This is a genomic window from Enterococcus sp. AMC1157 (genome assembly GCF_058216555.1).
This window is the reverse complement of record NZ_CM177099.1, coordinates 2,017,321-2,042,715: the sequence shown is the minus strand read 5'-3', so window position 1 is coordinate 2,042,715 and position 25,395 is coordinate 2,017,321. Positions and strand designations below refer to the sequence as shown.

Annotated in this window: 40 protein-coding genes; 17 read left to right on the top strand and 23 right to left on the bottom strand. The window is 34.7% G+C overall.

Annotated elements, in window-relative coordinates:
* Nucleotides 1–17 precede the first annotated feature (17 nt).
* From AC4BBX_RS09790 to AC4BBX_RS09740, 11 genes are all read right to left on the bottom strand, one after another.
* Nucleotides 18–260, bottom strand: coding sequence for a hypothetical protein (locus tag AC4BBX_RS09790; protein WP_490453670.1), 243 nt, complete (start codon nt 258–260; stop codon nt 18–20).
* A complete protein-coding gene (locus AC4BBX_RS09785; RefSeq protein ID WP_490453669.1) occupies nt 257–502 on the bottom strand; it encodes a hypothetical protein in 246 nt (81 codons plus the stop codon). Before AC4BBX_RS09785 ends, AC4BBX_RS09790 begins: the two co-directional genes overlap by 4 nt.
* Complete coding sequence (locus AC4BBX_RS09780) at nt 492–1,001, bottom strand: hypothetical protein (RefSeq protein WP_490453668.1); 510 nt, start codon at nt 999–1,001, stop codon at nt 492–494. The genes AC4BBX_RS09785 and AC4BBX_RS09780 overlap by 11 nt, the downstream gene beginning before the upstream one ends.
* A 5-nt stretch (nt 1,002–1,006) precedes the next feature.
* Entirely contained in the window at nt 1,007–1,354 is a 348-nt protein-coding gene (locus tag AC4BBX_RS09775; RefSeq protein ID WP_490453667.1) for a hypothetical protein, read from the bottom strand.
* Nucleotides 1,355–1,362: 8 nt separating this feature from the next.
* Nucleotides 1,363–1,692, bottom strand: a complete 330-nt coding sequence (locus tag AC4BBX_RS09770) for a hypothetical protein (protein ID WP_490453666.1) — start codon at nt 1,690–1,692, stop codon at nt 1,363–1,365.
* Nucleotides 1,692–2,537 carry a rolling circle replication-associated protein gene (locus AC4BBX_RS09765; RefSeq protein WP_490453665.1) on the bottom strand — a complete coding sequence of 282 codons (846 nt, stop codon included), beginning with the start codon at nt 2,535–2,537 and terminating at the stop codon, nt 1,692–1,694. The genes AC4BBX_RS09770 and AC4BBX_RS09765 overlap by 1 nt, the downstream gene beginning before the upstream one ends.
* Before the next feature lie 169 nt (nt 2,538–2,706).
* Complete coding sequence (locus AC4BBX_RS09760) at nt 2,707–3,000, bottom strand: hypothetical protein (protein WP_490453664.1); 294 nt, start codon at nt 2,998–3,000, stop codon at nt 2,707–2,709.
* Nucleotides 2,978–3,781, bottom strand: a complete 804-nt coding sequence (locus AC4BBX_RS09755) for an HNH endonuclease signature motif containing protein (RefSeq protein ID WP_490453663.1) — start codon at nt 3,779–3,781, stop codon at nt 2,978–2,980. Before AC4BBX_RS09755 ends, AC4BBX_RS09760 begins: the two co-directional genes overlap by 23 nt.
* 5 nt (nt 3,782–3,786) lie before the next feature.
* A complete protein-coding gene (locus AC4BBX_RS09750; protein ID WP_490453662.1) occupies nt 3,787–4,029 on the bottom strand; it encodes a hypothetical protein in 243 nt (80 codons plus the stop codon).
* A gap of 16 nt (nt 4,030–4,045) precedes the next feature.
* Nucleotides 4,046–4,243 carry a hypothetical protein gene (locus AC4BBX_RS09745; protein ID WP_490453661.1) on the bottom strand — a complete coding sequence of 66 codons (198 nt, stop codon included), beginning with the start codon at nt 4,241–4,243 and terminating at the stop codon, nt 4,046–4,048.
* 234 nt (nt 4,244–4,477) lie between these two features.
* Nucleotides 4,478–4,756, bottom strand: coding sequence for a helix-turn-helix domain-containing protein (locus AC4BBX_RS09740; RefSeq protein WP_490453660.1), 279 nt, complete (start codon nt 4,754–4,756; stop codon nt 4,478–4,480).
* A gap of 78 nt (nt 4,757–4,834) precedes the next feature.
* On the opposite strand from AC4BBX_RS09740, the gene AC4BBX_RS09735 reads away from it, so the two are divergent.
* Nucleotides 4,835–5,218, top strand: a complete 384-nt coding sequence (locus AC4BBX_RS09735) for a DUF2513 domain-containing protein (protein ID WP_490453659.1) — start codon at nt 4,835–4,837, stop codon at nt 5,216–5,218.
* Here AC4BBX_RS09735 and AC4BBX_RS09730 read toward each other — a convergent pair.
* A complete protein-coding gene (locus AC4BBX_RS09730; protein WP_490455802.1) occupies nt 5,215–5,412 on the bottom strand; it encodes a Thoeris anti-defense Tad2 family protein in 198 nt (65 codons plus the stop codon). The genes AC4BBX_RS09735 and AC4BBX_RS09730 overlap by 4 nt on opposite strands.
* A gap of 142 nt (nt 5,413–5,554) precedes the next feature.
* Between AC4BBX_RS09730 and AC4BBX_RS09725 the strand changes: the two genes are divergently transcribed.
* Nucleotides 5,555–5,737, top strand: a complete 183-nt coding sequence (locus AC4BBX_RS09725; RefSeq protein ID WP_490453658.1) for a hypothetical protein — start codon at nt 5,555–5,557, stop codon at nt 5,735–5,737.
* Here the strand turns inward: AC4BBX_RS09725 and AC4BBX_RS09720 are convergent.
* On the bottom strand, nt 5,734–5,895 hold the full coding sequence (locus AC4BBX_RS09720; protein WP_490453657.1) for a hypothetical protein: 162 nt from the start codon (nt 5,893–5,895) through the stop codon (nt 5,734–5,736). The genes AC4BBX_RS09725 and AC4BBX_RS09720 overlap by 4 nt on opposite strands.
* A 67-nt stretch (nt 5,896–5,962) precedes the next feature.
* Here AC4BBX_RS09720 and AC4BBX_RS09715 point away from each other — a divergent pair, with 67 nt between their 5' ends.
* Nucleotides 5,963–6,154 (top strand): hypothetical protein, encoded by a 192-nt coding sequence (locus tag AC4BBX_RS09715; RefSeq protein WP_490453656.1) that lies wholly within the window; start codon nt 5,963–5,965, stop codon nt 6,152–6,154.
* Here AC4BBX_RS09715 and AC4BBX_RS09710 read toward each other — a convergent pair.
* Together AC4BBX_RS09710 and AC4BBX_RS09705 are read right to left on the bottom strand one after the other, a co-directional pair.
* The gene (locus AC4BBX_RS09710) at nt 6,143–6,298 is read right to left on the bottom strand and encodes a hypothetical protein (protein ID WP_490453655.1); all 156 of its coding nucleotides are present in this window, start codon (nt 6,296–6,298) and stop codon (nt 6,143–6,145) included. The genes AC4BBX_RS09715 and AC4BBX_RS09710 overlap by 12 nt on opposite strands.
* Before the next feature lie 46 nt (nt 6,299–6,344).
* On the bottom strand, nt 6,345–6,560 hold the full coding sequence (locus AC4BBX_RS09705) for an XRE family transcriptional regulator (protein WP_490453654.1): 216 nt from the start codon (nt 6,558–6,560) through the stop codon (nt 6,345–6,347).
* 168 nt (nt 6,561–6,728) lie between these two features.
* On the opposite strand from AC4BBX_RS09705, the gene AC4BBX_RS09700 reads away from it, so the two are divergent.
* From AC4BBX_RS09700 to AC4BBX_RS09680, 5 genes are all read left to right on the top strand, one after another.
* Nucleotides 6,729–7,295, top strand: a complete 567-nt coding sequence (locus AC4BBX_RS09700; protein WP_490453653.1) for a helix-turn-helix domain-containing protein — start codon at nt 6,729–6,731, stop codon at nt 7,293–7,295.
* Between the two features lie 11 nt (nt 7,296–7,306).
* Nucleotides 7,307–7,780 carry an ImmA/IrrE family metallo-endopeptidase gene (locus AC4BBX_RS09695; RefSeq protein WP_490453652.1) on the top strand — a complete coding sequence of 158 codons (474 nt, stop codon included), beginning with the start codon at nt 7,307–7,309 and terminating at the stop codon, nt 7,778–7,780.
* A gap of 86 nt (nt 7,781–7,866) precedes the next feature.
* Nucleotides 7,867–9,429, top strand: coding sequence for a GIY-YIG nuclease family protein (locus AC4BBX_RS09690; RefSeq protein ID WP_490453651.1), 1,563 nt, complete (start codon nt 7,867–7,869; stop codon nt 9,427–9,429).
* Nucleotides 9,430–9,619: 190 nt separating this feature from the next.
* Nucleotides 9,620–10,780 (top strand): site-specific integrase, encoded by a 1,161-nt coding sequence (locus AC4BBX_RS09685; RefSeq protein ID WP_490453650.1) that lies wholly within the window; start codon nt 9,620–9,622, stop codon nt 10,778–10,780.
* A gap of 172 nt (nt 10,781–10,952) precedes the next feature.
* Nucleotides 10,953–11,162 (top strand): hypothetical protein, encoded by a 210-nt coding sequence (locus AC4BBX_RS09680; protein ID WP_490453649.1) that lies wholly within the window; start codon nt 10,953–10,955, stop codon nt 11,160–11,162.
* A 54-nt stretch (nt 11,163–11,216) separates the two neighbouring features.
* On the opposite strand, the gene AC4BBX_RS09675 is transcribed toward AC4BBX_RS09680, so the two are convergent.
* Nucleotides 11,217–11,681, bottom strand: a complete 465-nt coding sequence (locus tag AC4BBX_RS09675) for a TspO/MBR family protein (protein ID WP_490453648.1) — start codon at nt 11,679–11,681, stop codon at nt 11,217–11,219.
* Nucleotides 11,682–11,849: 168 nt separating this feature from the next.
* Between AC4BBX_RS09675 and AC4BBX_RS09670 the strand changes: the two genes are divergently transcribed.
* The 4 genes from AC4BBX_RS09670 (at nt 11,850) to AC4BBX_RS09655 (ending at nt 14,852) form a co-directional block, all read left to right on the top strand.
* Nucleotides 11,850–12,332: a GNAT family N-acetyltransferase gene (locus AC4BBX_RS09670; protein ID WP_490453647.1), complete on the top strand. Its 483-nt coding sequence runs from the start codon at nt 11,850–11,852 to the stop codon at nt 12,330–12,332.
* A 108-nt stretch (nt 12,333–12,440) separates the two neighbouring features.
* Nucleotides 12,441–13,505, top strand: coding sequence for an ABC transporter permease (locus AC4BBX_RS09665; protein WP_490453646.1), 1,065 nt, complete (start codon nt 12,441–12,443; stop codon nt 13,503–13,505).
* A gap of 4 nt (nt 13,506–13,509) precedes the next feature.
* Nucleotides 13,510–14,187 (top strand): ABC transporter ATP-binding protein, encoded by a 678-nt coding sequence (locus AC4BBX_RS09660; RefSeq protein WP_490453645.1) that lies wholly within the window; start codon nt 13,510–13,512, stop codon nt 14,185–14,187.
* A 65-nt stretch (nt 14,188–14,252) separates the two neighbouring features.
* Nucleotides 14,253–14,852: a TetR/AcrR family transcriptional regulator gene (locus tag AC4BBX_RS09655; protein ID WP_490453644.1), complete on the top strand. Its 600-nt coding sequence runs from the start codon at nt 14,253–14,255 to the stop codon at nt 14,850–14,852.
* Between the two features lie 52 nt (nt 14,853–14,904).
* Here the strand turns inward: AC4BBX_RS09655 and AC4BBX_RS09650 are convergent, their stop codons facing one another.
* Both AC4BBX_RS09650 and AC4BBX_RS09645 read right to left on the bottom strand, forming a co-directional pair.
* Complete coding sequence (locus AC4BBX_RS09650) at nt 14,905–17,355, bottom strand: heavy metal translocating P-type ATPase (RefSeq protein WP_490453643.1); 2,451 nt, start codon at nt 17,353–17,355, stop codon at nt 14,905–14,907.
* A 58-nt stretch (nt 17,356–17,413) separates the two neighbouring features.
* A complete protein-coding gene (locus tag AC4BBX_RS09645) occupies nt 17,414–17,821 on the bottom strand; it encodes a CopY/TcrY family copper transport repressor (protein ID WP_490453642.1) in 408 nt (135 codons plus the stop codon).
* A gap of 211 nt (nt 17,822–18,032) precedes the next feature.
* On the opposite strand from AC4BBX_RS09645, the gene AC4BBX_RS09640 reads away from it, so the two are divergent.
* Genes AC4BBX_RS09640 through AC4BBX_RS09630 form a run of 3 tightly spaced genes read left to right on the top strand, consistent with a single transcriptional unit; the run spans nt 18,033 to nt 19,770 of the window.
* Entirely contained in the window at nt 18,033–18,350 is a 318-nt protein-coding gene (locus AC4BBX_RS09640; RefSeq protein WP_490453641.1) for a PadR family transcriptional regulator, read from the top strand.
* Nucleotides 18,347–18,919, top strand: coding sequence for a DUF1700 domain-containing protein (locus AC4BBX_RS09635; RefSeq protein WP_490453640.1), 573 nt, complete (start codon nt 18,347–18,349; stop codon nt 18,917–18,919). Before AC4BBX_RS09640 ends, AC4BBX_RS09635 begins: the two co-directional genes overlap by 4 nt.
* Complete coding sequence (locus tag AC4BBX_RS09630) at nt 18,916–19,770, top strand: DUF4097 family beta strand repeat-containing protein (RefSeq protein WP_490453639.1); 855 nt, start codon at nt 18,916–18,918, stop codon at nt 19,768–19,770. Before AC4BBX_RS09635 ends, AC4BBX_RS09630 begins: the two co-directional genes overlap by 4 nt.
* Before the next feature lie 79 nt (nt 19,771–19,849).
* On the opposite strand, the gene AC4BBX_RS09625 is transcribed toward AC4BBX_RS09630, so the two are convergent.
* The 5 genes from AC4BBX_RS09625 to AC4BBX_RS09605 form a co-directional block, all read right to left on the bottom strand.
* Nucleotides 19,850–20,392, bottom strand: coding sequence for a hypothetical protein (locus AC4BBX_RS09625; protein WP_490453638.1), 543 nt, complete (start codon nt 20,390–20,392; stop codon nt 19,850–19,852).
* Entirely contained in the window at nt 20,380–21,012 is a 633-nt protein-coding gene (locus AC4BBX_RS09620; protein ID WP_490453637.1) for an ABC transporter ATP-binding protein, read from the bottom strand. Before AC4BBX_RS09620 ends, AC4BBX_RS09625 begins: the two co-directional genes overlap by 13 nt.
* Nucleotides 21,013–21,036: 24 nt before the next feature.
* Entirely contained in the window at nt 21,037–21,765 is a 729-nt protein-coding gene (locus tag AC4BBX_RS09615) for a hypothetical protein (protein ID WP_490453636.1), read from the bottom strand.
* A 12-nt stretch (nt 21,766–21,777) separates the two neighbouring features.
* Nucleotides 21,778–22,575 carry a hypothetical protein gene (locus AC4BBX_RS09610; protein ID WP_490453635.1) on the bottom strand — a complete coding sequence of 266 codons (798 nt, stop codon included), beginning with the start codon at nt 22,573–22,575 and terminating at the stop codon, nt 21,778–21,780.
* A gap of 77 nt (nt 22,576–22,652) precedes the next feature.
* The gene (locus AC4BBX_RS09605) at nt 22,653–23,048 is read right to left on the bottom strand and encodes a hypothetical protein (RefSeq protein ID WP_490453634.1); all 396 of its coding nucleotides are present in this window, start codon (nt 23,046–23,048) and stop codon (nt 22,653–22,655) included.
* Nucleotides 23,049–23,284: 236 nt separating this feature from the next.
* Between AC4BBX_RS09605 and AC4BBX_RS09600 the strand changes: the two genes are divergently transcribed.
* Entirely contained in the window at nt 23,285–24,046 is a 762-nt protein-coding gene (locus AC4BBX_RS09600; RefSeq protein WP_490453633.1) for a LytR/AlgR family response regulator transcription factor, read from the top strand.
* A gap of 50 nt (nt 24,047–24,096) precedes the next feature.
* On the top strand, nt 24,097–25,392 hold the full coding sequence (locus AC4BBX_RS09595; RefSeq protein ID WP_490453632.1) for a GHKL domain-containing protein: 1,296 nt from the start codon (nt 24,097–24,099) through the stop codon (nt 25,390–25,392).
* Nucleotides 25,393–25,395: the final 3 nt, after the last annotated feature.

Genomic DNA, 25,395 nt, shown 5'->3' with positions numbered 1-25,395 from the left:
ACCATACCTCCGAAAAATTATGCTCCAAATTCAAAAGAGCTAGTTCTTATCTGGTTATGCATTTCTATCGCTTTTTGCTCCAACCACCCTTTTCTGTTCAAAGCGGACTGATAGCGAATGATTAATAAATTGCCATTCATTCCAACCGTTTCATGAGGCATAATGCTCTCACTCCATTTATCTAATTCTTTTTGAAGATCTTCAGCTGCTAAATTCGTTATGTCGTAAACCTTATATAACCAAACAATTTCATCATTCATTCGTTCGACCTCTCTTTCTCTAATTCCATCAGCATCGCATTTTGACTTTTCAAGAAATTATTCTGCCCCTGAAGGGTACGAATTTCTTGTTGAAGAATCGACTTTTCAAGGTGCATTCTATTAGCGACTTCCTGAAGATTACCAATTGTCTCCGTTGCTTTAATTGCTAGTATTCCCCAACAAGAGAACATAATCATAAAAACTACAATGAACCATATCATCAATTTATTTTCAGTTTTCAATATTTTTCCTCCTAGTTCCACAATGACAATCCGGACAGCAAGCTCTAATTTCACCTTTATTTGTCCGTTCGATACACTTTTCATACAGACATCCACAATCTTTGCAACGAATATTTCCGATTCGATTTATATATTTCTTTTTTTCTTTCCAATTAGCCAAAGTATTGCCTCGAACAATATGATAATCACTTGTATGCATCGCAGAGATTCCATAATACTTTGCCATTTTTCGAATAGTTAAAATCTGATTATCAGCAGCTTGGGCTAGAATATTTTTTGACTTTTCGATTAAATCCTCTCGATTTCCCCCCCTGATAATTAAATACCCTGAACAAGCTTCGGAAATGTTATACGTTCCATCTGGCTCGTAAAATCCAAACAGTTTTAAACCTTTAAAATCAAACAGATATTCGCCTTGCTGCTTAGTAACCTTCGTTCCAAAAATAATACCTATATCCCAACTTTTTCTTCTGACAAACGTACTAATCATTTTTTTCATAGATTTCATCCTCTTCTCATCAAATATTTCAAAACTCCATCTTTATCATTTATGCGATACATCGCCTTTGTTGCCTTCAACAGTTCGTTGTATTCAAGTCGTGATTCTATCCATGTAAATTCAACAAAATACTCTGTCTTGATCATTCCGTAAAACAAATGATGCATACTCATCCTTTGAATCTGCTCTTTGGTTCGAAAAATAATCGAAAACTTCGAACTTGAAATTTCCATGTTCTCACGAGAAATCTTGGCATCGCCCTCTGGATCATCCGCTTTTATTTTCAAATAAAATTTCTTGAAGTGATTGATACAATCAGCTTCGTTGAAACATGCTACTAAATAATTTTTCATACACTCACCTACCAGACTGAAACTGGCTTATATCCTTTTCTAATTTCTCTCAAAATATCAACCGTGGATCCTTGGCTTGTATAATCGATACGATAAGTTACTTGGCAATTATTTAAATCTTTTGCCTGAAGAAACAACATCGACTTCCTGCCTAAACATCTTGACTCACCACTTCTAGTGCTAATAACGGTATGACCGTTTTGATATAAAGACCTCAGCAGCTTTAAAGTCGCTTGATCAGAAATCTGTCTAGTCAACACTGCCAAGTCCTGTCTAGCTCCCTCGGTTTGACACATGATTACTTTTAAATATTTAGCCTTTTGCTTTTCATCAAGCATTACGAATCTCCCCATTCTGAAATTTTCATCAACTCATACTGAACGTACCAACCTAATTCATCATGTTTTTTAGGCTTGGGATCATTGACGATTCGATAACCTGGAAATCTCTTTAGAATTTCCTCTTCTCCGGCATCATTCGAAATACCTATTTGTTCCAATTTTCTTAATGACCATCGATGATCATTTTTTGTTTCATGAGGTTTTCTTAGATTTTTACTACCTGAATATCTTTTTTGCCCTTTTTTCCATTGACGATTTTCCCATTTTTCTTGACCAGTCAAATAGTTAATCAATTCATCCATACCATTTTTACCTGGTTGAACTAATCTTGATTGAGTACGTCCCATTTTTTCTTTTTTCTTGCCACGTCCAGCAGACCAACAAAACTCTACCTCGTCACGATTGACACCACCAGTCACTAGAACATGATGGTGAATACGTTGAATAAATCCAGTTTTATCATCAAACTGATATGACGTGAACCACATATATTTAAATTCTTTGCCATTCTTTTTATACAATCTGCTTAATTTTCCCAAAGTATTTTCTTGATGTTTTTTTGCATCGCTTGGTTTTTTCGGTAAATACTTATCGTTGTAAGTGAAAGTCATGTAATAATCATTTGCTTGAAAGTTTGCATGCACTAATAATTTTGCATAACGTTTGCTGTTACGATCATTCAAATTATTTTGAGCAGGACGTGATACTTTATTTTTACGCCCACGATTTCCTTTTAGCCCTTTACAATATCTTTCTTGTTCTGCTGTTCTCGTAAATAGGCTAACTTCCATGTACTCTTCACCAGCATATACTCGTTTCTCTCTCACGAATGATTTTCTCATGACTACCTCTCACTCTCAGTTTGTCCGTTAAATTAATACCTATTACAAGGACGATAAAACGCTATGTTTCAAGCGTTTTTTTGCAAAAATCAACTGAGAATGATATACTGACCTTGTCTAGAGGGTTTGGTATATCAAACTCAGCAGCCGCCTTGTAAGGTGGCTTTTTTTATTGTCTCGAACCATTTACAGCTTCACGCATCGCCTGAAGATAACTTCTAGTTGAAACTCGACGTGCAACTACTTTCCATTTCCACGGATGATATTTGTTGTTTTTCTGATGGATCAGCATCTTCAATTCTCCACCTTTAATTTCGAAGGTGTCATTGTTCTTTGTTTTCAAATTTTTAGCTAATACTTGAATTCGGTCTCCACGATCATCTGATCTGATAACTCTAAATCTCTTCTTTTCAAAATAATCGGTAGCAAATTTCATTTCTCTATTGTTTAATAGCTTTTCCATGGGACTCACTCCTTTCTTTTTTCCTTTCATTTATTTTCAGTTTTGTTCTTGTCAGTACTAGACCTGTTTCTGTGATTTCCGGATTATTGGATCGATAACCGGAAGCATTTAGTCGGATATTTTCGTTCTGAGTAATTAACCTAAGATTGGTTAAAGATATATTGGTTTTATCGCCATCCAAGAAAGTTAGCATTTTCCCATCAGGAATCTTCCCACTCTCTTTCTCCCAAAAAAGAACATGACTTTGTTTCCATTTAGGCGGACTTTCTTGAATCTTAGTCCAAAGGTAGCCATCGCCTTTCATTATTTCCGATCCAACAGGTAAAGTGTTACTTGGCTTTTGCCCCTTTTTAAACGAACCACTGTTCCCACCTACGTTAAACATTCCTTTAGTACCTTTGTTGATTGGTTGGTGTCCTTTTTCAAAATGACTGGTCAATCCTGAATCAAGACCTCTGTTGTGCTTGAAAGACTTAATTTGCTGCGTGGTGAAATTTGTGCCAAATTCTTCATTTATCAAATTGCTTAGTTCTTGGTTAGTAATTCCTATATAATTATTTCGAACAAATTCTTCTTGTTCCATCGACATCAGACGTCGGATATTTTGGGTATTGCGTATGCCAATTTTGATTTTGTGGTTCGACATGGTACTTTTCATGGTTTTATCCGTGATTGATGTGCCAAATCGATTGTTAAACATCTTAGTCAAATCAGACCTAGTATTATTTGATGCATGCTTTTTAATAAAAGCGATTTGTTCTTTTGAGTATTTCTGCACCATAACGATCAACCTTCCAACATTTTTGGTCTTTGCTCAGGAGGAATATATCCCTCTGTCTTGTTGTAAAATTTCATCGCAGTAATTACGGTATTGGCATTGTCAATTGCTTTGTCAGCAATCTTGGCCATCGTTTCTCCACGTTTGATTTCCATTTCCAATTCATCAGCTGTTAAATCTGGATTGTCTAAACGTTCCATCTGTCCAAAAAGAAAATTTTGTAAATCTTCCAAAGTATTTTGTACTGCCATATTAGTTTCCTCCTTCCTAATTCAAAGCTCTATTCTTTTTCCATCGCATCAATTGGACCTCTCGAATTAACTCCAACCTCTGACTAATCCATTTAAGTTCTAATTCCTGCTGCCGGGTAAACACACCAAAATCATCAATAATTTTATTTTCGATTTCAAACTTCCGTTCCATTAACCTACCTAAATATCTAATAATCGCTTGGTCAAACTTCATTTTCAGACGTCTCCTTTCATCTGTTCAATTCCCAAATAATCATCAAAAAAACAATGATGAAAACAATATTTAATAGGAAACTAAGATATACCAGTGCTTGAAATTGCCTAACTCTTCCGATGGTATTATTTGCTGTGAACTTTGCTAACCAACGCTTCTCTTTCATTTACTCACCTACTTTCATGAATCCGACAAATTGCTATAAATTCTGTTTTCTACATGCTGGCGGGCAATTTAGATTTTTTTAGAATTTAAAAACTGTTTGATATCATCCCGGTCAAATCTTGTCTCTTTCCCAAAAGGAATGACATGCAATCCCTCGTTGATCCAATCTTGCAGACGATCATCGCCGATTCTCAATATTTCACGTACTTGTTTTCTCGTTGGATATGGTGGTAATTCGTTTGAACGAACATTCTGATCAACTGTTTCCATTACTTTTTGAGTAATGACAGCTGCAATGGATTCAGCAAATGAATCCGGTAATTCTATTGGTACTGAAATAGCTGACATATTGTTCACCTCACTCTCCTAATCTCATCGCTTTTTGAAAATTCATTTGTTATAATCACTCTGAAAGGTGGGAAAATAATGAAACTAAATCATGATAACGTCAGATCACTTTTACTTTTCGTAGAAAGCAAAGAAGAAAATTCTTCACGTTCCGAAGCTGAATTAATGGAATTTGCCACACAAAATGAAATATCAAAAAATGAATTGATCTACATTATTCAAAGATTGACCGATGCTGAATTCATTACTTCATCTATCCAATATGCTAGTAATCAAGTATTCTGGTTCTCTATTAATGCAATCACTTGGGATGGTCATAGTTATTTAGACAACATTCGAGATCCAAAAGTATGGAAAAATGCAAAATCCGTTGCTTCTAAAATTGCCAGTGTCTCTCTGCCAATCATGGGAGAGATAGCAAAAGTCCAATTAATGAAACTTCTTGGGATTGAAGGGAGCTAAAACGTTTCCCAGTCTTCAGCAAGAAGATCATCGGCACTCGGATTCCAAAAACGAGTGCCCTTTTTTCCGTTTTCCTTAATTACAAACATCCCTAAAAATTCACTATTTGTTGGTATGATTCCTGCCTGTGCTTCAGCCCAACTTTTTCGCCTTATTGCAGTTTTCTCTTCTTGAGCTTTTTTAATTACTCCCATGATATTCAACTACCCCACCTCCTGTTCCTTTCTCATAAATGCTGCCAATTTCTTTCAGAACGTAACTTTTTCCAAAACCGTTTGCTATAATCAAACTATCAGCGCTCAATCCGCTGAAATCATAATGAAAGGAGCTACTATCATGTCAGATGTTCAATTAGATACATTCCCATCAACTAAGGTTGAAGCTTTAACTATGCTCTATCTTCAAAATCAAGATTTATCTAACATCTCACCCGATGAACTCGCAAAAAAATACCAAAGAGTTCATAAAGAAATTAAAGCTGGATTTGCAACTAGGAAGAGACAGCAAATTAGAACCTAATCCCAATCCATTACTGTTTTGTAAATATTAACCATCGCCTGAGAAAGCCCTACTTTCTCCAAAGCGGTGGTTTCTTCCTTTTTCGATTCCACATGTAATATTTCCAATTGTTCAAACATGATCTTGTTTGCCTCGTTGATATGATTCTTTTCTTCCACCTATCCCACCTCCTCTTCTTTTGTCACCTATCTTTTGTTATAATCCAATTGAAAGGTGGCGTTTAAATTGCCTATATCTCAAGAAAAAATCTCTCATGACTTAACCATTGCTTATCTTTCCGACTCCGAAAACGTAAAAAACTTAATTTCAATAATGGAAGATGAAAATAAAATTTCACTTGATGCCTCAGAATACGAGCGATACTGTGCTGCATATTCGTTAATGTTTGATGGATTTTTAGCTGAACTATCGAAATAACTTTCTCAATGAGTCCCGCTTTTCTTGTTCAGCTTTCTTATCCTTCTCAGATTCTTCGATAATATAGTTCTCAATAGTCTTAAGGCTATTTGCTATGTTTCTCAAATACTCATTGTTAACCACTAGCACATCTTTTATTCCCATCTACCTCACCTCCTGTTATTTGAGTTTCGTTTTCGAAACTTTTTATTTAAAAAAATTCATCGATTTTTCTATTTAAAATTTCAGAAAGTTTCCTTGCCTCTTCAAAAGAAAAATCTCTGCCGTTGCTACGATTTAACTTTAAATTAAACGTGGTTCTATCCATATTTAACTTTTTTGCTATATCAGATTGTCGAAAACCATCATCTTCAATAATTCTTTTCAGATTCCGATATGGGGCTCTGAATTGTTCTGCTGTTACCATCACCAATACCTCCTTACAGAAAAGTTTCGTTTTCGCAACTTAATTACACTCTTACTATATCACAAAAAGTTTCGAAGTCAACAACTTTTGATTTTTTTATTTACTGTTGCGTTTTCGCAACAAACGTGGTAAGTTATGATTAGATAAGAATTCAAAGGAGAAAATACTATGTTAGGTGACAATATTAAATTTCTGAGGAAAGCGAAAAAATTGACCCTAGAACAATTAGCAGATGAATTGAATAAAAAATATCCTGGAACAATTAATTTTAATAAAGGAAAACTTTCTAAGTGGGAGAATAATAAAGAAGAACCCAAGCTTTCTTCAATAAGACTACTAGCAGATTATTTTAACGTAACAGTTGATAAACTATCTAGCGAGAGCTTAGGCGTTCAAATTGACAATACTCAGTCACTAGAAGAAAAAATTAACTATCTCTTCAGACAACTGGAACGAGCTCGACAATTGAAAGTAATTGACTTTGCTGAAAAACAGTGCAATGTTCAAAATATTTCTAGAGTTAATAATGTTGAGTTTAAAAAATCAGATGAATTAATTGAAGATGATGGTGATGCAGGTGGCAACAGTTCTGTTGCTGAAGGTTCATCAAATTACGAAGTTGATTTTGCTGCTCATTTTGTGGATCCAAATAGAGTTTATACACCAGAGGAAATTGATGCCTTTAAAGCTTACCTGTCCAAGGCTAAAGAAGATTATTTGAAGAATCATGATTAGTAGGTGATTAGTTGACTAGATATGAGTTACTATTAGAAAAAATTCGCAAAGAAGTTCCTGTAATCGAGCTACCTCTACTTTGGTTTGGGAGTGAAGGAAATTACTATGATGAAGTAATTTACATAGACTCCTCGCTTCCTGAAAATAGAAAGCTAGAAATATTATCTGAAGAGTACGCTCATCATAAAACATCAGTTGGAAATATTTCAAACTATAACGATGCTGAAAGTAGAAAACAAGAATGGACAGCTAGAAGATATTCAATTGAACGACTTATTTCATTAAATGATTTACTAGAATGTCATAGTGCTGGAGCAACCAATCTCTTCCAGTGCTCCGAATACCTATCTCTTTCAGAAGAACTTTTACTTGAAGCATTCCAGTACTATCAAAATAAATTTGGTTTTTATCATTACTACAAAGGAAAGCATTTCTATTTTTCTGATTGTAGTGTGAAAATATCTGATTTACACAAAATAAGCTAAGCAATGTTGGTAGCATCGCTTAGCTCAAATCTCCATTTCTGGAAATCTTTCATTACAAATATTATACCAGAGATGAGGTTAACTTTATGAATTTCTTTCAAAAAATCAAAGAACTAGCAAATTTAAAAACAGAGTTAGAAACAAAACAGTCTGAGGTAGAAGCTATCAATAAATCTATCCAAGAAAAAGAAAAACAGAAAAGTAATATCGAGGAATCTATCAACAAATTGGACTTACAGCTAGCTGATCGCGAATCTACAATGGACAATATTCGTGACATTTTAAAAGCTGAAAATGAAAATATTCGAAAAGATATTGTAGATAAAGCTGTCCAAGAGTCTGATAATATTAAAAAAACAGCTGAAATTGAGGTTTCTAGTCTACAGACATCTATAGCTGACTATACAACTAAAAACTCAGAATTACATACTGAATTTGAAAAAATAAATAAAGAAGTAAAAAGGACCACTAGTCAAGCACGAAAATTCAAATCTGAGCTTAATGGTTTAAAAGAATTTTTCAAAAAATACAAACATGTTATTAATGCTGATTACGAATGGAATCAAGATGCCTTAGATGATGCAATCGATGAAATCACCGTTCTTGCTGCAGAAGATACTTTAATTAAATCTATCATCGATCTTCCTATTCACTCAGATAACTCTAGGGAACTGAAAAGATTATCTACAGCGACAAAAAAAGAAATCGACAATTTACTTGATCGATATCAAGATCGATACAACACAAAAACCAACAAAGCTCTCTACAGTCTAATGGTTATTGGGTTACAGGCAGAAATGCAACTAATTCTGTTTCAACTTACTTACAATAAATTGAGCGAGTCTAAAAGTAAAGTTTCTACAGTATTAGCTAAATATGTAACCATAGCTACTGAGGGGAATCAAAGTATTAGACCAACTTTAGTTAAATTCATTACTGAAATTGAACCTCTATATATGGAACTTGTAGATATTGAATACCGTTACTACATTTACCGACAAAAAGAAAAAGAAGAGCAACAAGCAATCAGAGAACAAATGAAGCAAGAAGCTGAAGAACGTAAAGCACTTGAAGCCGAAAAGAAAAAACTAGCTCGTGAAGAATCAAAATATAAAACGGAAATGGAACGCAACGAAGAACTACTAAAATCGGAAACAGATGAATTGAAAATTGCTCAATTGCAAGACAGATTGGAAGAATTACAGAAACAACTTGAAGAAGTCGAAGTGAAAAAAGAAGAAGTGACAAGCCTAGCCATGGGTAAAGCAGGTTATGTATATGTCATTTCAAACTTAGGATCATTTGGAGAAAATGTATTTAAGATTGGTATGACAAGGAGATTGGAGCCTCAACAACGTGTAGATGAACTAGGTAGTGCATCTGTTCCATTCAGATTCGATGTTCATGCCATGATTTTCAGTGATGATGCTGTTGGTTTAGAAAATGCACTTCATAAACGACTTTCCGAAAATAGAGTGAACAAGGTCAATTTCCGGAAAGAATTCTTTAAATCATCGATTGATGATTTGGAAACACTAGTGGAAGATATCGATCCTACCGCTGACTTTACTAAAACTATGTATGCTGAAGAATATAATCAAACTTTGGCCATTGTAGAAAACTTAAAAGATATGGTTATTGCTGAGTAACAATCATTTATGAAATAAAATACACATCCCTCTCCCCGACCAAAGATTGAGTGGATGTGCATCGCAACAAGAACTTAATACATAGTACTAGGCTTCTTTGTCATACATAATTATATCAAATTGAAAGGGGTGTTGCCACATAACTTTCGTCTAATCTACATGCTGGCGGGCTAAGAAAGGACGAAGAAAAATGACAAAGATACAAAAATATAAAAAAAAGAATGGATCCACAGCTTACATGTTCCAGGTATATTTAGGTATTAATCCTAAAAATGGTAAAGAACTTAGAACTACTAAACGTGGTTTTAAAACTTTGCAAGAGGCAAAACTTGCTCTCGCACGAATTCAAGTAGCTTCAAAGAATCCTGATTTTATCCTGGACAGTAAAAAAACTTTTGAAGAAATATCCGAGATGTGGTTAGAACAATACAAAAATACAGTAAAGGCAAGTACTTTCACTGTTCAAAAGGTGGCACTAAAGAAACATATTCTCCCTCTTTTTGGAAAGCTTCAAATTAGTAAAATTACTATTCCATACTGTCAAAAACAAGTGAATCATTGGTTTACTTATTACAAGAAATATTCTAATTTGATCAGTATCACTGCATCTATTTTTCAGTATGCGATCAACATTAGATTACTGACAACCAATCCAATGAATGGGATTATTCGGCCTAAGAAACAACAATCCATCGATGAGGAAGATTTTCAAGCTCCCTATTACAATAAAGAGCAGCTGCATGAATTTCTTTCCATTGCTAAAGCTACTACACAGGAACCACTTTATTTGATGTTTCGAATTTTAACCTATACTGGTTTGCGTAAAGGTGAAGTGCATGCTTTAAGGTGGAAGGATATTGATATTGCTCATCAAAGTCTATCAGTCAGGCAAACTTTGGCAACGGTAGGAACTGATGATAGCTGGGAATTAGTTTTTCAGCCACCAAAAACTAGAAAAAGTATTCGTACACTTTCTTTGGACTCTGAGACATTACGATTAATCAAACAGTGGCGGATCCGGCAAAAGGAACTCTTTTTCAAAGTTGGCATTAAGATAGAAGATGATTCGCAGCTGCTTTTCCCTTCTATCGAGAACAAACCTCTATACCTTGATTTCTTAAATCACAATTTGAAAAAAATCATAGATGGCCACCAACTAGAAAAAATGACTGTTCATGGCTTCCGACATACACATTGTAGTTTGCTCTTTGAATCAGGAGCGACAATTAAAGAAGTCCAGGAACGAATGGGCCACACTGACATCAAAACAACTATGAATATCTATGCTCATGTGACTGATCGTCAACGTGAAGAAACAGCTGATAAATTTGCTAGTTTCATGGGCGGTTGAATATCTATTTTTTCAAACCGTATTCAAAACCGTATTCAAACCAAAAAAAGAGCCTCTCCCATAACAGGAAAAGCTCTCATAAACGTTGTTAGAACAACATTTAGTAAGTTCAAAATTATTCCGCAGCGTTTTCGTCTTTGAGAACATATTATATAAGGACGTTTCCTACTATTTGTATCGCCAAGAAAATCCAGAAATTTTGAAAACTGCGGAGAAATTGGCTGAAGATGCAAGGATTGGAATCTATCAATTTCAAGAGGTTAGTGATGAGGAATGGTTACTTGTCAAAAATTTGCACACAAATACGGTGTCCGCTTATTGTCGAGAGTTTGATTATCTAACTGGTGTGCCAACCAGTATTTATCAATTTGAAATTCACTAAAATAATAATAGGCAAACATTAGCTAAATTATATGCTAACGTTTGCCTATTTTACTTAATTCAATATCGCAAAACCAATACATAAATACGTGGCATATAAACACCAAATCAGATAAGGCATAAACAGATAGCTCGCCCAACGATTTACTTTAGCGAAGGCCCAGATGCTGGCAAGGATTAATAAATCTAGCACTACGATAACGGTACTCGCAATCCCTAAATTGTTTCCACCAAAAAAGATGATACTCCAAGAAAAGTTTAAAATTTGTTGAAGTCCAAACAATACAATAGCGATTTTTTTCCACTTTGTATCTTCTGCAACAATTAATAAAAATAAGGCGGTACCCATCATTGCATAAAGAATAGTCCATATAATACCAAATACACTACCCGGTGGTGAAAAAGGTGGTTTATCCATCGCTTGATACATCGCTCCAATATCTCCTGCGAACAAACTCGAAATGACCCCTGTTAATTCAATACCGATTACACTAAGTAGCCAAATGACCCATTTTTTCATTATGAATCTCCTCCCTCTAATTAAAGGGTAGCATAAAAAAAGAAACGCGTCTTATTCTAACCTCTGTTATTTAGGAGAAATTTCCAATCGAATTAGCTAAAAATTTTATCTAGCTTTTCTTTATAGAATACGAGAAAATAAGCATTAGACTACTAGCGAGGTGAGATAATGAGTATTCGATTCATTCAAGAAAAAGATAATGCCCCCATGGCAGCGATTATTAGGAAAAATCTTGAAGCCTATCATTTAGATTTGCCCGGAACAGCATACTACGATTCTGAGTTAGATAGATTGTATCAATTTTATCAAACAGTGGAACAAGGGAATTATTGGGTGTTAGTCAATGACGAGGACCAAGTGATTTGCGGTGTTGGGGTTTCTCCACTGGAAAATCAGATTGCTGAATTGCAAAAGTTATATTTAACAGATCAGGTAAAAAGTCAGGGCTTCGGTCAAAAATTATTAGACCACGCCATTCATTTTACTAAAGAAAACTATCAAGGATTGTACATCGAAACTTCTTCAATCTTGAAAGAAGCAAAAAAGTTATACGAAAAAAATCACTTTCAAGCTTTAGATAACCCCCTTGGTGCAACAGGACATACTTTGATGGACAGCTGGTTTTTAATGTCATTTAAACAAGAAAACTAATTTAGCTTTCTTGTTTGCTTTTCGAGTGACATTTTGTCACTTTTATTTTATACTCTAAACAGTGACAAAATGTCACTCGTCAATTTTGAAACATTTAGGAGGATTTTTATGTTTATAGCTTTAAAAGAAATGCGCACGGCAAAACTACGATACAGCTTAATTATCGGTATCATGATTTTAATTGCCTATGTTGTTTTTATGCTTTCGGGATTAGCGAGTGGACTAGCCATTGAATTTCGAAAAGGCGTAGAGGATTGGCAAGCCAAGGAAATCATTTTATCAGAAGAAGCCAACAAAACACTAGTTGCTTCTCAGCTAACACGCAATGATTTAGATTCGATTGAAAATGAAGATAAAGCACCGATTGGCCTATTTAGTTCTTCTATTAAAGGTACAGATCAAAGTGTAATTGCCTTTGGTACAGACAGTGCAGCCTTTATTATTCCAGAAATCATTGAAGGAAACGTCTTTTCCGAAAAAAATCAAATTATCATCTCACAAAATTTAGCAGATGAAGGCTACCAAATAGGTGATACCCTTCATGTTGGAAAATACGAGGAGGCTCTTACGATTGTTGGAATTTTCCCAGAGAGTTACTACACAGTTTCACCAATTATTTATTCCGACTTAGATACGTGGACAGAAATGAAATTCGGAGATCAACCTTTTGCAGAAGATGGTGACAAACCTTTAAATGCAATTGCTTTAAATAGTTCGGTAACATTCACTGACAATGCAGATGCTTACGATACTCTGTCAACGAATGAGTTGATTCAAAATATTCCTGGTTATTCTGCTCAAAGCCTTACCTTAAATGCAATGATTTATTTCTTATTTGTTGTAGCTACGGCGATTATTGGAATCTTCATGTATGTTATCACCCTTCAAAAAACAACTATTTTTGGTGTGATGAAAGCTCAAGGAATTAAAAATTTCTTTATCGCACGTTCTTTAATTGCCCAAGCTTTTATTGTCGGTATTTTGGGCGTAGGTATTGCGATGATTTTAGCCATATTGACCAGTTTAATTTTACCTGGTGCCATGCCGTTTACCATTATTTGGTCTCAATGGATCTTATACAGCGCCATTTTAGTTTTAGTTGCGATTTTAGGTGGCGTGTTCTCCATTAGAACCGTTTCAAAAGTAGATCCGATAACAGCAATTGGAGGATAAGAAAATGAAAGATATTTTAGTGATGAAAGACATAGTGAAAAAATTTGGGGTAGGACGTACTGAAGTTACCGCCTTAAAAGACATTAATATTACTGTAAAAGAAGGCGAATTTGTCAGTATTATTGGACCTTCTGGTTCTGGAAAAAGTACCTTTTTAACCATCTCTGGTGGCCTACAAAGCCCTACTTCTGGTGAATTATTAATCAACGGTACTTCTTTTGCAGACTTAAACGAAAAGAAACGCTCTGACCTCCGTTTTAAAGAGATTGGTTTCATTTTACAAAGTTCAAATTTGATTCCTTTCCTAAAAGTCAAAGAACAATTTCAATTAGTCAATAAAGTAGCAAAAAGAAAAGAAGACGAGCAACGTATGAATGACTTATTGGACTCTTTGGATATTGCAGACCTTAAAGATAGTTATCCAAAAGATTTATCTGGTGGAGAACGTCAAAGAGTGGCTATTGCTCGCGCTTTGTTTAATGAACCTAGTCTAATTTTAGCAGATGAGCCCACAGCTAGCTTGGATACTGACCATGCTTATGACGTGGTAAAACTTTTGGTTAAAGAAGCCCATGAAAAACAAAAAGCCACTATCATGGTCACTCATGACGAACGAATGATTCAGTGGAGTGATCGAGTCTACCGCATGGAAGATGGACAATTACTTGCAGAAAAATCCTAAATATTAAAGACAGATATTTTAGATTCTCGTATAATTTAATTAAACGACGAAAGGACACGGATTTTATGCCGAAAGAAACTTTTCTACATTTGCCATCAGAAAAAAAACAACATATTGAAGAAATTTTACTAGAAAATTTTTATAACCGTCATATTAGCCAAGTAAAAGTCTCTGAGATTGTCGAAGCGATGCAGATGTCGAGAGGAGCTTTTTATAAATACTTTCATGATTTAGAAGATGCCTATACTTACCTAATCAAAAAATACTCCATGGTGATTCATGGAGAAATCTTACAAGCTATTTCTAAAAATAAACAAGATTTTTTTGCAGGTATCGAAACCTTTTTAATTCGTTGTAGTCAGGCAGATCCTAATAGCCATCACTGGCGAATGCTTTTATTTCTAACTCAAAGTAACAATGTAGAATTGTCCCGAAGACGCCCCGTATCCTCAGATTCTCCGATGGTCAAACAGTGGTTAGAGTTACTCGCTCTCAATCAATTTGACATGGCAACCACGGAAGAAGCCCTTAGTTTCTTATATTTTGTGATGGCTTTGGTCATGGGAACACTAACCGATTGTATGACCAATCAATGGACAACTGCCCAAGTCTTGCAAGAATTTCAATTCAGGAAAAAATGGTTGCTTCATGGGATAAAACACTAAAAAAAGAACTTCTTCAACAGTTATCTGTGAGAGGAAGTTCTTCTTTTTTCACTTATTTCTTCGGTTTAAATCTTCTCAAACGTAAGGCATTTAACAAAACAGATACCGAGCTAAAACTCATGGCAGCACCGGCAATCATTGGATTCAATAATGGACCACCAAAAATATGCAAGACACCCATCGCTACAGGAATCCCTAAGACATTATAGGCAAAGGCCCAGAATAAGTTTTCTTTGATATTTTTGATTGTTGCCCGACTCAATTCAATAGCTGTTGGTACATCCATCAAATCACTACGCATCAAGACAATATCGGCGGACTCAATCGCCACATCGGTACCTGAACCAATCGCAATTCCAACATCTGCTTGGGCAAGAGCAGGTGCATCGTTAATACCGTCTCCCACCATTGCCACATGAAGTCCTTCTTCTTGTAATTTTTTCACTTCATTGGCTTTATCTTCTGGTAATACTTCACTAAAGACTCGATCAATCCCAACTTGTTTAGCAATCGCTTCAGCTGTTCGCTTGTTATCTCCGGTAATCATCGCTACTTGGATGCCCATACGGTGTAATTTATCAATAGCCGCTAGACTATTTTCTTTGATCGTATCCGCCACCGCTACAATCCCAATCAATTGTTGCTCAGATGCAATAAACATCGGTGTTTTGCCCTCTGAGGCCAATCGGTCAGAATCAGTGACTGCTGAAAGTAAATCAATCGTATTTTCTCGCATTAACTTTTGATTACCCAACAATAGTTTTTGTCCATCCACCGTTACTTGAATCCCATGTCCAGGAATTGCTTCAAAATCTGTGACTTCTTTTAATGTTAGTTGGCGTTCCTTAGCCCCTTCAACAATGGCTTCTCCTAGCGGATGTTCTGAACCCGTTTCTGCAGAAGCTGCCAAAGCTAAAACATCATTTTCCGAATACTCATGATAGGTTAGCACGTCAGTTACAATTGGTTTTCCTTCTGTAATTGTTCCAGTTTTATCAAAAACAATCGTTTCAACTTTTTGAGTTGTTTCTAGTGCATCGCCACTTTTAATCAAGACGCCATTCTCAGCTCCTTTACCCGTTCCTACCATAATAGCAGTGGGTGTCGCTAAGCCTAATGCACATGGACAAGCAATAACTAAAACTGAGATGGTAATACTCAACGCAAATACCCATGATTCTTGACCTAAAAAGTACCACAACAAACCAGAAAGAATCGCTAAAACAATCACAATTGGTACAAATACACCAGAAACTTTATCCGCTAATTTAGCAATCGGAGCTTTTGAACCTTGGGCATCTTCTACTAACTTGATAATTTGTGCTAAAGTGGTATCTTTACCGACTTTTGTTGCTTCAAAGCGGAAAGAGCCGTTTTTATTGATACTTGCACCAATCACCTTATCCCCCTCATACTTTTCAACTGGAATACTTTCACCCGTAATCATGGATTCATCAACAGCTGAATTTCCGGAAATGATTTTACCATCAACAGGAATTTTATCTCCTGGTCGTACAATTACGATATCTCCAGTTTGTACTTGTTCAATGGGAATTTCAATTTCCTGATTGTCTTTAAAAATACGAGCTGTTTTTGGTGCTAAGCCCATCAACTTTTTGATGGCTTCTGACGTTTTCCCTTTAGAAACTACTTCCAAATACTTCCCTAATGTAATTAATGCTAAAATGACACCCGCTGATTCAAAATATAAATCTGGATGTCCATGATGGATCATCACGCGACCGGTTGCTAATAGATACGTCATGACGATCCCTTGTAGTACCGCCGCTGAAGTTCCGATAGCAATCAAGGAATCCATATTAGGATGTCCTTTGAATAAGGCTTTAAATCCTACTGTATAAAAAGAGCGTCCTACATAGACAATTGGTAAGGTTAGTAGTAATTGAACAATGGCAAAACGATCTGCATGGTGCACTGGATCAAGCACACTTGGAATCGGTAAACCAATCATCGGCCCCATAGCAATGTACAATAACGGCACAGTAAAAATGGCTGACCAGATAACACGAGTCCACATTTCTTTAATATGCGCTTGTTTCTTGTCTGTTTTTTCACCCGTTTCACTACCATCAAGAATAGCTTTATAGCCAGCATCTTCTACCGCTTGAATAATATCCGTTGCGGAAATTTCGTCTGGATTAAAACGAGCTTGCATTTTTTCTGTTGCTAGATTGACAGAAGCTGTTTGAACACCTGCCAGTTTATTGACTACTTTTTCAATTGTTTGAGCACATGAAGCACACGTCATTCCTTCTAATGCGAAAGTTTGATTTTCTCCTTGATCCGCTACACCATATCCAGCATCACTCACTGCTTTTTTTATCTGTTCCTCTGAAACATTTTCTTGATAGGTGACGCTTAATTTTTCTGTCGCTAGATTGACACTGGCTACATCGACTCCTTCAATTTTTTGGACCGCTTTTTCAACGGTTTGGGCACATGAAGCACACGTCATCCCTTCAACAACATAAGTATTTTTCATTTATATTTGCTCCTCATTCATATTTTGGTTTGATTTTCTTTACATGGTGATCTTAAAATCAACAAGTATGCTCCCCTGGAATACATTCACAAGTAATTTGTCCAACAGGTTCTTTTTCTTTTAGTTGATTAATAAGTGCTTGGATATCTTCTTCGGTTAATTCATGGGTTTGAATAAGTTCATGAATGACCTTGGGTATTTTTTTCGTACATATTTTTTCAGAAACATCCTGACAAATCTCTTGAACGCTCTCATCTTCTGTCACAAGGGGAGAGTATACAAAACGACGTTCCTCTTTATTCGCCACAATATATTCTTTAGAAACCAAGCGAGTCAGTAATGTTTTTACAGTGGAAGCAGTCCAATCTAATTTCTCTGCAAGTAACTGCGTAATCTCTTGGCTCGTCGATTCTCCTTGAGACCAAATAACTCTCATCACTTGCCACTCTGCATTAGAAATCTGCATATTGATACCTCCTTTACATACTATATCCATAATTCGTTTACGTTTGTAATCACCTTATGTATTTACTATAAACTTTATGTTTACACATGTCAACATAAAGAGGTTAAAAATTATTTGCTTTTCTTTTTATTCCATTGTATTATATGTATAAATTATATATATAAAATTTTTATATATTAGTTTTCATTGAAAAATAAAGGTTGTGAGGCTTATGTACTATCCTGTTTCTTCTTTATTAATTGAATGTTTAATTCTTTCTGTTGTAGAAACAGCGGATTCTTATGGTTATGAAATCAGTCAAACAGTCAAAATTGTCGCAGATATCAAAGAATCCACACTTTATCCAATTCTAAAAAAACTTGAAAAAAGTGGTTTTTTAACCACCTATACACAAATATTTCAAGGAAGAAAAAGAAAATACTATTCCCTCACTACTGAAGGGAAACAACAACTGACCTTTTTGAGACATGAATGGTCACAATATCGAGACAGTTTAGATGCGATTATTGAAGGAGGTATTAGAGGATGAACCGAGAAGAATATCTAAATGAATTACAAAAATACTTGAAAAAATTACCCCACGAGGACTATTTGGATGCGATGGATTATTTTACTGAGTACTTTGATGAAGCCGGTGATGAGAATGAACAAGCAATTATTCGTGAATTAGGATCGCCCAAACAAGCTGCAAATGATGTGCTGAATCAATTACTACAAAAACAAGCATCCAATTGGACCTCTAAACAAACATTAGGTCTCATCAGTTTAGCTATTTTAGCTGCACCAATCGGTATTCCCTTGGCACTGACACTGTTCATGCTTGTACTTACAGCTATCCTATTATTTTTCAGTTTACTTTTAACGATTGTTTCTTTGATGATTGCTGGCATTTTAGTGAGTGGAAAACTGGTACTTCGTGGAATAGTTGCACTTCCATTCTCTTTGTCAGGTGGACTACTTTTAATCGGATTAGGCGTTTTACTCTTTGGATTTGGATGCATATGTACCTTAGTTCTTCCAAAAATCTGGCAGACTGGTAAAAAAACTATTCTTAAATTTCTAGCACTGTTCACAAGCAGAAAGAAGGTGCTTGCATGAAATGGAAGAAACTCATTTTCAATACTAGCATCGGCTTGATGGTTTTAGGTGGGATTACCTTAGCTTTAGGAGTAGTAACTGGTGGAAAAGAATATATCGCCAATGCTGATTTAAATGATTTAGCACTCAAAGATAAAACTTCAGATTCTAGTAATCTGATGTTAACAATGGAACCTTTGAACGATTTTAATCAGATAATGATGGATATCGATTTTGCAAACATTGAGATACTTCCTTCCGAAGATAACCAAAGCTACCTTTCTTATCAGATTGTAAATGAGAACCATCCACAATCACTTGAATATCAAGTAGACAAAGACACACTTCGGATCACAAAAAAAAGGAACCAGTGGGATGCTTATGTTGATATTTCTTTTGTTAGCCATCTCTTTTCTTCAGGAACCACAAAAAAAGTGGATGAGACTAAAATCACCCTTTATCTATCTAAAGATAAAGAGTTGTCAGAGTTAACACTTGCGATTATCAAGGGAGACCTTCGTATTCAACAGCTAAACAGTTTGTCCACCGATATCTATTTAGAAATGGGCGACTTAGAAATCAACAACTCTCACTTAAATCAAGCAAAGGTTGTCTCTGACTTAGGCAACATAACCGGATCGCAATTAATGATTAGCGGAAATTCTCTTTTCGAATCTGAAATGGGAGACATCCAATTAGAATTACTTCCTGAGACATTAAAAACCACTCAATTTTCTTTGCAAACTGAACTAGGAACTCTACAAATCCCAAATTTATCTGGTGATTTGACAGAACATACTTTTGACAGCACGCAAGAATTTCCAAATACGCTTCGAATCACGAGTGAACTAGGAGATATTATTCTACGATAAACCAAAAAGAGAACTGACTGTGGTTTAAGTCAGTTCTCTTTTTGGTTTATTTTTTTGTTACACTTTTATATTGACTAGGTTAATTGGGAGCAATCATTATTTGAATCCTATTGGGTTTGTCGTTATTGGTAATAACAAAAGTTAATGAATCATAGGTCGCAATTTCCCCAAGTGTTAAAGACTGTGGATTTTCTAACGCATGTTTCAATCCCTCAGCATCGTATTCTTCATTCAATGCATGCAATAAAGGATTCATCACCTGATCGACTTCGTTCGCAACCTTCTCATAGTCTTCAGAATACGCATCAATCTCAAGATAGATCGTTCCTAATAGATCACTTTTTTTACCCTCTGGTGAAGTATAATGAACTTCTACCTTCCCGTTCTTAGAGGTAAATCCATAATCGTCAAATTCAATATCTTCAACTTTAGATAAATTTTCTTCAAATTCTTTCACTGTAAACGTAAAAGTTGGTGCATTTTCAACAGCTGCTTGTTCTTCTTTCAAAACCTGCTCCATTTGCTGACTGGTCAATGTCTCTTCTTTGGGGGCTTCAGGTGCCAAGGCTCCACATCCTGTTAAAATCAATAGTCCTACACACAAAAACATTATTTTTTGCATAATTTCCCTTCCTCCAGTTCATATACTTCATCACACAGCATCTCAATGTGTCGTTCATCATGACTGGTTAGAAAAATAGTCTTCCCTTGATTTTTTTGAGCTAATAAAAGGGTGCTAATTTCTGCTACACCTGATTTATCCAAACCATTAAAAGGTTCATCCAAAACTAAAATATCCGGATTTTCCATAATTGCTTGAGCAATACGTAATCTTTGCTTCATACCTAAAGAAAAATTTTTAAATTTTTTGTTTTTTGTATCTGACAATCCTACTTCATCTAACGTCTGATCAATGTCTGATTCAGATATTTTCTTTTTAATAGATACTAACACACTTAGATTTTCTTTGGCAGATAAGTAGTTGACCATATCTGCTTGCTCAATAACGATTCCTGCATGTTTAATAAATTCTTTGCCGTTAATCACCGAGGTTTGATCCACTGTTATTTCTCCACTTTGTATAGGAACAAATCCACATAAGGCTTTTAATAATACAGATTTTCCCGAACCATTATGTCCTACTAAACCAACACATTGCCCTTGGGAAACTGAAAATGTCACCTGATTTAAAATGGTTTGTTTATTTAAGACCACTGTTAAGTTATTTACATCAATATACACTTAGTCACCTCATTTTTATCATGTTTAGAAATCAAATTTTATTCTTTTTTGTAAGATATGCGCTATCAATAATAAAATTATCGCTAAAACGGTACTCGGAATCCAAAATTGGTCATACCACAAAAAAATAATAGATAGTTGTGGAACCACTAGATTTATCATCATCAGTAAGCCTACCACAATGGCACTGGTTAACACGAATACAACTTCATTCTTTTTCAAGTAAATATAAAATATGACTCTCATCATACCGATTATCAGCAACGTATGTGTCACAAAAAGAATACTAATGGATTGGAGAATACTGACAATACCTAGTTCTGTCGCTAGATTATTCCCACACACAATCAAAATAGCTATTGTTAAATGAAAGACAAAGGAAAATAATATACTCGAAACTAGGCTCTGCTTCTGAATATCCTGATATAGCTGAAATGATGTTGTTTTTCTAGCAGCCATAAACTGAATATATTTTTTAGACCGTGTTAAATACGATTCTGCACTGACTATCATACAACCTACCCAAAAAAAGTAAGGGGGCATCAGTTGAAAAATACTCCTACCTCCTAAATATTCAAATTGGTTATAATCGGGAAATAAAAAAATTTTATTTAGCAAATACTCTTTGTCTATCAAATGAGTCATTCCTTCAAAAAAATTAGCTAATTCTTGAAAGGCTTGAGCATAAGTTGCCAGAGCAATAATCATCGGAAATACGACAAATATACCTACTTTTTTGATATTTTTTAGCATAATAACACTCTCTTAATAATATTTTTTCAACTTGTTTTTACCATAAATAAAAATACCTACACCTATCATAAAAAATGCAATCACGGGATAAAATGTTTCATGCGTTTGGTTAGTTGTATTAAATGCAACATAAGCATCATAAATATTTAAATACGGAATATTCACCACATTGGACAATAAACTTAATCCCATACATAGAAATAAAATACTCGCTAACACTGTATATTCATTCTCTACAATCAAGATAATAGAACTTGAAATAAAAGATAAAACAAAAGAACTAGCAAAATAAATCGTCCATACCATAATAATAAAGAACAAATACGGATGATTCGGGTAAAAATCTGTTGGAAACAAGGAGGCAAAGCCACCAATATCCTCGATTGACCGATGAACAAATAATCCTCCAATCGAATAAAACAATGTAAAGACACTAGATACGGTTACAGCACTTATTAACGAATATTTTAGAACGGTTATTGTAATCTTTTTATCTAAGTTAGAAAGTTTATGCTTAGCCATTTTGAAAAAAAGTTTCTTTTCATCAAATAAGGACAATGTTGGTAACACAACTAATAATGGCAGAAAATTGATTATATAAAACATCGACGAATCTACTAAACTTTCCCAAGTTAATATTTGGTAGATATATGCAGACTGAATTTCATTTTTCTCACCAATTAAATCAGAAGCGTTATAATCCATTGTTAGAATACCAAAAAGTTCACTAGAAAAAAACCACGAAATAGTCAAAGCAATGAAAAGTATGACAAAAGTAATAGGTACGTATCTAAATTGAATCTTTCTCATCTGAAATATCCTTTCTAGCAATAGTGTAAGAGAGTGTGGCTTGAACCACACTCTCTTATTAAATCTATCTTTCTCAATTAATATGAATCTGGACTCCAAGAACCTTTGATAGTTACTTGCCCACCACCAGTATTATTCGTTTTTTTCAACCCCAGTCTGTAATAATAACTTCCCTGAGCATTTGAAGTTACAAATTCGGCACGTTTTCCTCGTTGTACTTGAGTACCCCCTCTGTATGCTCCATCAGCATTTCTCATATTTGCAGTAATCCAAGCTGTCCCAGTATCATTAGACAAATTTACAACTCCATTTCGTCCAGTAGCTTCTTTAAGTACGTAAGATGTATACTTTTCTGATCCAGAATATTTGACAGTAAAGTTACTAAATTCCCCAATTTCTCTAGCTGAAACTGGTGCAGATGTTCCCAAAAGAGCTAGTCCTAGAACTGCCATTGATACTAATTTTCTTTTCATCTTCAAAATTCCACCAAAAGATTTTTTTATTGCAAGAGAAATATAACACACTTTACCCAGTTAAAACTAAAAGTATCTTAAACGGTTTAAATTGCATCATAAACGTTATTGAGATTAAAAAAACATGAGAAAAAAATAAGGTTTAGTTAATCAAATGTTTTGAATTCACACTTATAATAAATAATACTAAGATTATTATCTACTTTTAAAATAATCCCAATGGAGAATTCTTAATTATGCTAAACATATTTATCTGTGAAGATAACCACAGTCAAAGAGACCGTATTCAAAAGCTTATCGAACACTACCTACTTATCGAAGATTTTGAAATGCAACTCGCACTAAGTACATCAGACCCTGACAAAATTCTGACATTTTTAAATGAAAATCCGCAGAATCACGCCATCTATTTTTTAGATATTTACTTAAACGCAACTCTTGATGGTATTCAACTGGCTGCTAAGATTAGGAACTTAGATATTCATGGAAAAATTATTTTTATCACTTCTTATAACGAATTTCAACCGCTAACCTTTAAATATAAAATTGAAGCTTTAGACTATATTCCTAAAGATGATTTTAAAGAGATGGCACACAGAATCAGAGAAGTTTTAGCGTTAGTCCATTATCAGTATAATTTAAGAAATACACTAGCTGAAAATTATATTCGTTTACAAATAGGTTCTCAAGTTCGAATGTTTGATTTATCAGATATTATGTTTATCGAGACTGCTCCTACCCCTCATAAACTACTTCTGCACTTATCCAATCAGCAAATAGAGTTTTATGGCAGAATTTCTGAGCTATTGACAGTTACAGATAAATTTATTCAAGTACATAAATCTTTTATCATCAACTACTTAAATATCGACAGCATCGATAACCAAAATCGGATGATAACTTTTAAAAATGGTGAAACTTGTTTGATATCTAGGCGTCAAAGTAAATCTTTACATTTCTTTTTAACAAATCTATCCCCTCATAAAGAACAGCCATAACATTTAATTCATGTTATAATTTGGACAAACTTATTGAAGGAGGTCTTTTCTTGTTTCGGATATTTAGTATTCTACATATTTTAATAACTATTATTGCTTTTATTGTATTCGATCGTATTCCCTTATTCAAAAAGAAAAATTGGTTATTTGCTGGTTTAATCGCTCTCGTGGTGATTAGTGTCGCCTTTGCCTTAGCTGTATCTATCATAGAAGAATTTATCTTTATTATCCTACTTTTTTCATGGTCTTTTATGAATCGCCGAGAGCAAGCGCTGGGAATAACCATGCTTCACTTGTCACTAGCTTTCTCTATGCCGATTATTATTATGCAATTACTCCCAACTACTGTACAAATCTATTTGATCTTAGAAGCTAGTAACTTCATATTAATTACTTATATGATTGTTGAGTTAGTTTTACTTACACTTTTTGCTTTTCTTCTCAGGAAGTTCTTACAAATAAAAGTTTCAAATAAAATCCAAACATACCTTGGCTATTTAAGTTTTTTTACTCTGTTAGTCTATGAAATGTATCGTTTGTATACTTACGTTTCATGGTTTTTGGATAGTGAATTGCAATCAGTCATACAAATTTTAGTTGTATTTATGATTTTATTAGCAACAATTAGCCTCATTAGTATCGGCACTCTTTCCCGTAATCAACAACTAGCCATGGAAACTCAGAAAAAAGCTCTCGAATATCAAGCAATGGAGAACTATATTCAAGAAATTACTGAACAAAATCGAGAAATCCATAAATTTCGACACGATTATCTAAATATCTTGGCGTCTTTAGAAAGCTATATGGAGGAAGATAATCTTGATGAATTGAAACAATTTTACCAACAGTCAATTCAACCCACTAAGACTATTTTTTCCAATCATTTTACTAAATTGAATGCTTTGCAACAGATCGATAATTCTGCCTTACGAAGTATTTTGATGACCAAACTCTTACTTGCACAAGAAAGAGGACTCTCTATTAACTTGGAAGTCGCTAGTCCTGTCCATTTACCTGAATCAATTGACCTAGTGATCTTAGTGCGTATTATTGGCATTCTTTTGGATAATGCGCTGGAGGAGTTAACTGCCTTGCAACACGGGCAATTAGAAGTAGCTTTGATTAACATCGATAATGATACGATGATTGTGATACAAAATACCGCCAGAAAAAGCATCGAACCTTTGCATCAATTAAAAAAATCAGGGTTTTCAACTCGTGGTGAAAAACGCGGGTTAGGATTAAGCATCATTGATGATCTGATTAAACAAGAACCTAGCTTATTATTAGAAACCAGCATTGAAAAACAACTTTTCACACAAAAACTAACACTGATGGGGGAGTAAACA

Excerpts from the sequence above, each read along its gene's own strand:
- AC4BBX_RS09790 (WP_490453670.1), bottom strand. The coding sequence starts at position 260 with ATGAATGATGAAATTGTTTGGTTATATAAGGTTTACGACATAACGAAT.
- AC4BBX_RS09780 (WP_490453668.1), bottom strand. The coding sequence starts at position 1,001 with ATGAAAAAAATGATTAGTACGTTTGTCAGAAGAAAAAGTTGGGATATA.
- AC4BBX_RS09775 (WP_490453667.1), bottom strand. The coding sequence starts at position 1,354 with ATGAAAAATTATTTAGTAGCATGTTTCAACGAAGCTGATTGTATCAAT.
- AC4BBX_RS09770 (WP_490453666.1), bottom strand. The coding sequence starts at position 1,692 with ATGCTTGATGAAAAGCAAAAGGCTAAATATTTAAAAGTAATCATGTGT.
- AC4BBX_RS09765 (WP_490453665.1), bottom strand. The coding sequence starts at position 2,537 with ATGAGAAAATCATTCGTGAGAGAGAAACGAGTATATGCTGGTGAAGAG.
- AC4BBX_RS09760 (WP_490453664.1), bottom strand. The coding sequence starts at position 3,000 with ATGGAAAAGCTATTAAACAATAGAGAAATGAAATTTGCTACCGATTAT.
- AC4BBX_RS09755 (WP_490453663.1), bottom strand. The coding sequence starts at position 3,781 with ATGGTGCAGAAATACTCAAAAGAACAAATCGCTTTTATTAAAAAGCAT.
- AC4BBX_RS09750 (WP_490453662.1), bottom strand. The coding sequence starts at position 4,029 with ATGGCAGTACAAAATACTTTGGAAGATTTACAAAATTTTCTTTTTGGA.
- AC4BBX_RS09745 (WP_490453661.1), bottom strand. The coding sequence starts at position 4,243 with ATGAAGTTTGACCAAGCGATTATTAGATATTTAGGTAGGTTAATGGAA.
- AC4BBX_RS09740 (WP_490453660.1), bottom strand. The coding sequence starts at position 4,756 with ATGTCAGCTATTTCAGTACCAATAGAATTACCGGATTCATTTGCTGAA.
- AC4BBX_RS09735 (WP_490453659.1), top strand. The coding sequence starts at position 4,835 with ATGAAACTAAATCATGATAACGTCAGATCACTTTTACTTTTCGTAGAA.
- AC4BBX_RS09730 (WP_490455802.1), bottom strand. The coding sequence starts at position 5,412 with ATGGGAGTAATTAAAAAAGCTCAAGAAGAGAAAACTGCAATAAGGCGA.
- AC4BBX_RS09725 (WP_490453658.1), top strand. The coding sequence starts at position 5,555 with ATGTCAGATGTTCAATTAGATACATTCCCATCAACTAAGGTTGAAGCT.
- AC4BBX_RS09710 (WP_490453655.1), bottom strand. The coding sequence starts at position 6,298 with ATGGGAATAAAAGATGTGCTAGTGGTTAACAATGAGTATTTGAGAAAC.
- AC4BBX_RS09705 (WP_490453654.1), bottom strand. The coding sequence starts at position 6,560 with ATGGTAACAGCAGAACAATTCAGAGCCCCATATCGGAATCTGAAAAGA.
- AC4BBX_RS09700 (WP_490453653.1), top strand. The coding sequence starts at position 6,729 with ATGTTAGGTGACAATATTAAATTTCTGAGGAAAGCGAAAAAATTGACC.
- AC4BBX_RS09690 (WP_490453651.1), top strand. The coding sequence starts at position 7,867 with ATGAATTTCTTTCAAAAAATCAAAGAACTAGCAAATTTAAAAACAGAG.
- AC4BBX_RS09685 (WP_490453650.1), top strand. The coding sequence starts at position 9,620 with ATGACAAAGATACAAAAATATAAAAAAAAGAATGGATCCACAGCTTAC.
- AC4BBX_RS09675 (WP_490453648.1), bottom strand. The coding sequence starts at position 11,681 with ATGAAAAAATGGGTCATTTGGCTACTTAGTGTAATCGGTATTGAATTA.
- AC4BBX_RS09670 (WP_490453647.1), top strand. The coding sequence starts at position 11,850 with ATGAGTATTCGATTCATTCAAGAAAAAGATAATGCCCCCATGGCAGCG.
- AC4BBX_RS09665 (WP_490453646.1), top strand. The coding sequence starts at position 12,441 with ATGTTTATAGCTTTAAAAGAAATGCGCACGGCAAAACTACGATACAGC.
- AC4BBX_RS09660 (WP_490453645.1), top strand. The coding sequence starts at position 13,510 with ATGAAAGATATTTTAGTGATGAAAGACATAGTGAAAAAATTTGGGGTA.
- AC4BBX_RS09655 (WP_490453644.1), top strand. The coding sequence starts at position 14,253 with ATGCCGAAAGAAACTTTTCTACATTTGCCATCAGAAAAAAAACAACAT.
- AC4BBX_RS09650 (WP_490453643.1), bottom strand. The coding sequence starts at position 17,355 with ATGAAAAATACTTATGTTGTTGAAGGGATGACGTGTGCTTCATGTGCC.
- AC4BBX_RS09645 (WP_490453642.1), bottom strand. The coding sequence starts at position 17,821 with ATGCAGATTTCTAATGCAGAGTGGCAAGTGATGAGAGTTATTTGGTCT.
- AC4BBX_RS09640 (WP_490453641.1), top strand. The coding sequence starts at position 18,033 with ATGTACTATCCTGTTTCTTCTTTATTAATTGAATGTTTAATTCTTTCT.
- AC4BBX_RS09635 (WP_490453640.1), top strand. The coding sequence starts at position 18,347 with ATGAACCGAGAAGAATATCTAAATGAATTACAAAAATACTTGAAAAAA.
- AC4BBX_RS09630 (WP_490453639.1), top strand. The coding sequence starts at position 18,916 with ATGAAATGGAAGAAACTCATTTTCAATACTAGCATCGGCTTGATGGTT.
- AC4BBX_RS09625 (WP_490453638.1), bottom strand. The coding sequence starts at position 20,392 with ATGCAAAAAATAATGTTTTTGTGTGTAGGACTATTGATTTTAACAGGA.
- AC4BBX_RS09615 (WP_490453636.1), bottom strand. The coding sequence starts at position 21,765 with ATGCTAAAAAATATCAAAAAAGTAGGTATATTTGTCGTATTTCCGATG.
- AC4BBX_RS09610 (WP_490453635.1), bottom strand. The coding sequence starts at position 22,575 with ATGAGAAAGATTCAATTTAGATACGTACCTATTACTTTTGTCATACTT.
- AC4BBX_RS09605 (WP_490453634.1), bottom strand. The coding sequence starts at position 23,048 with ATGAAAAGAAAATTAGTATCAATGGCAGTTCTAGGACTAGCTCTTTTG.
- AC4BBX_RS09600 (WP_490453633.1), top strand. The coding sequence starts at position 23,285 with ATGCTAAACATATTTATCTGTGAAGATAACCACAGTCAAAGAGACCGT.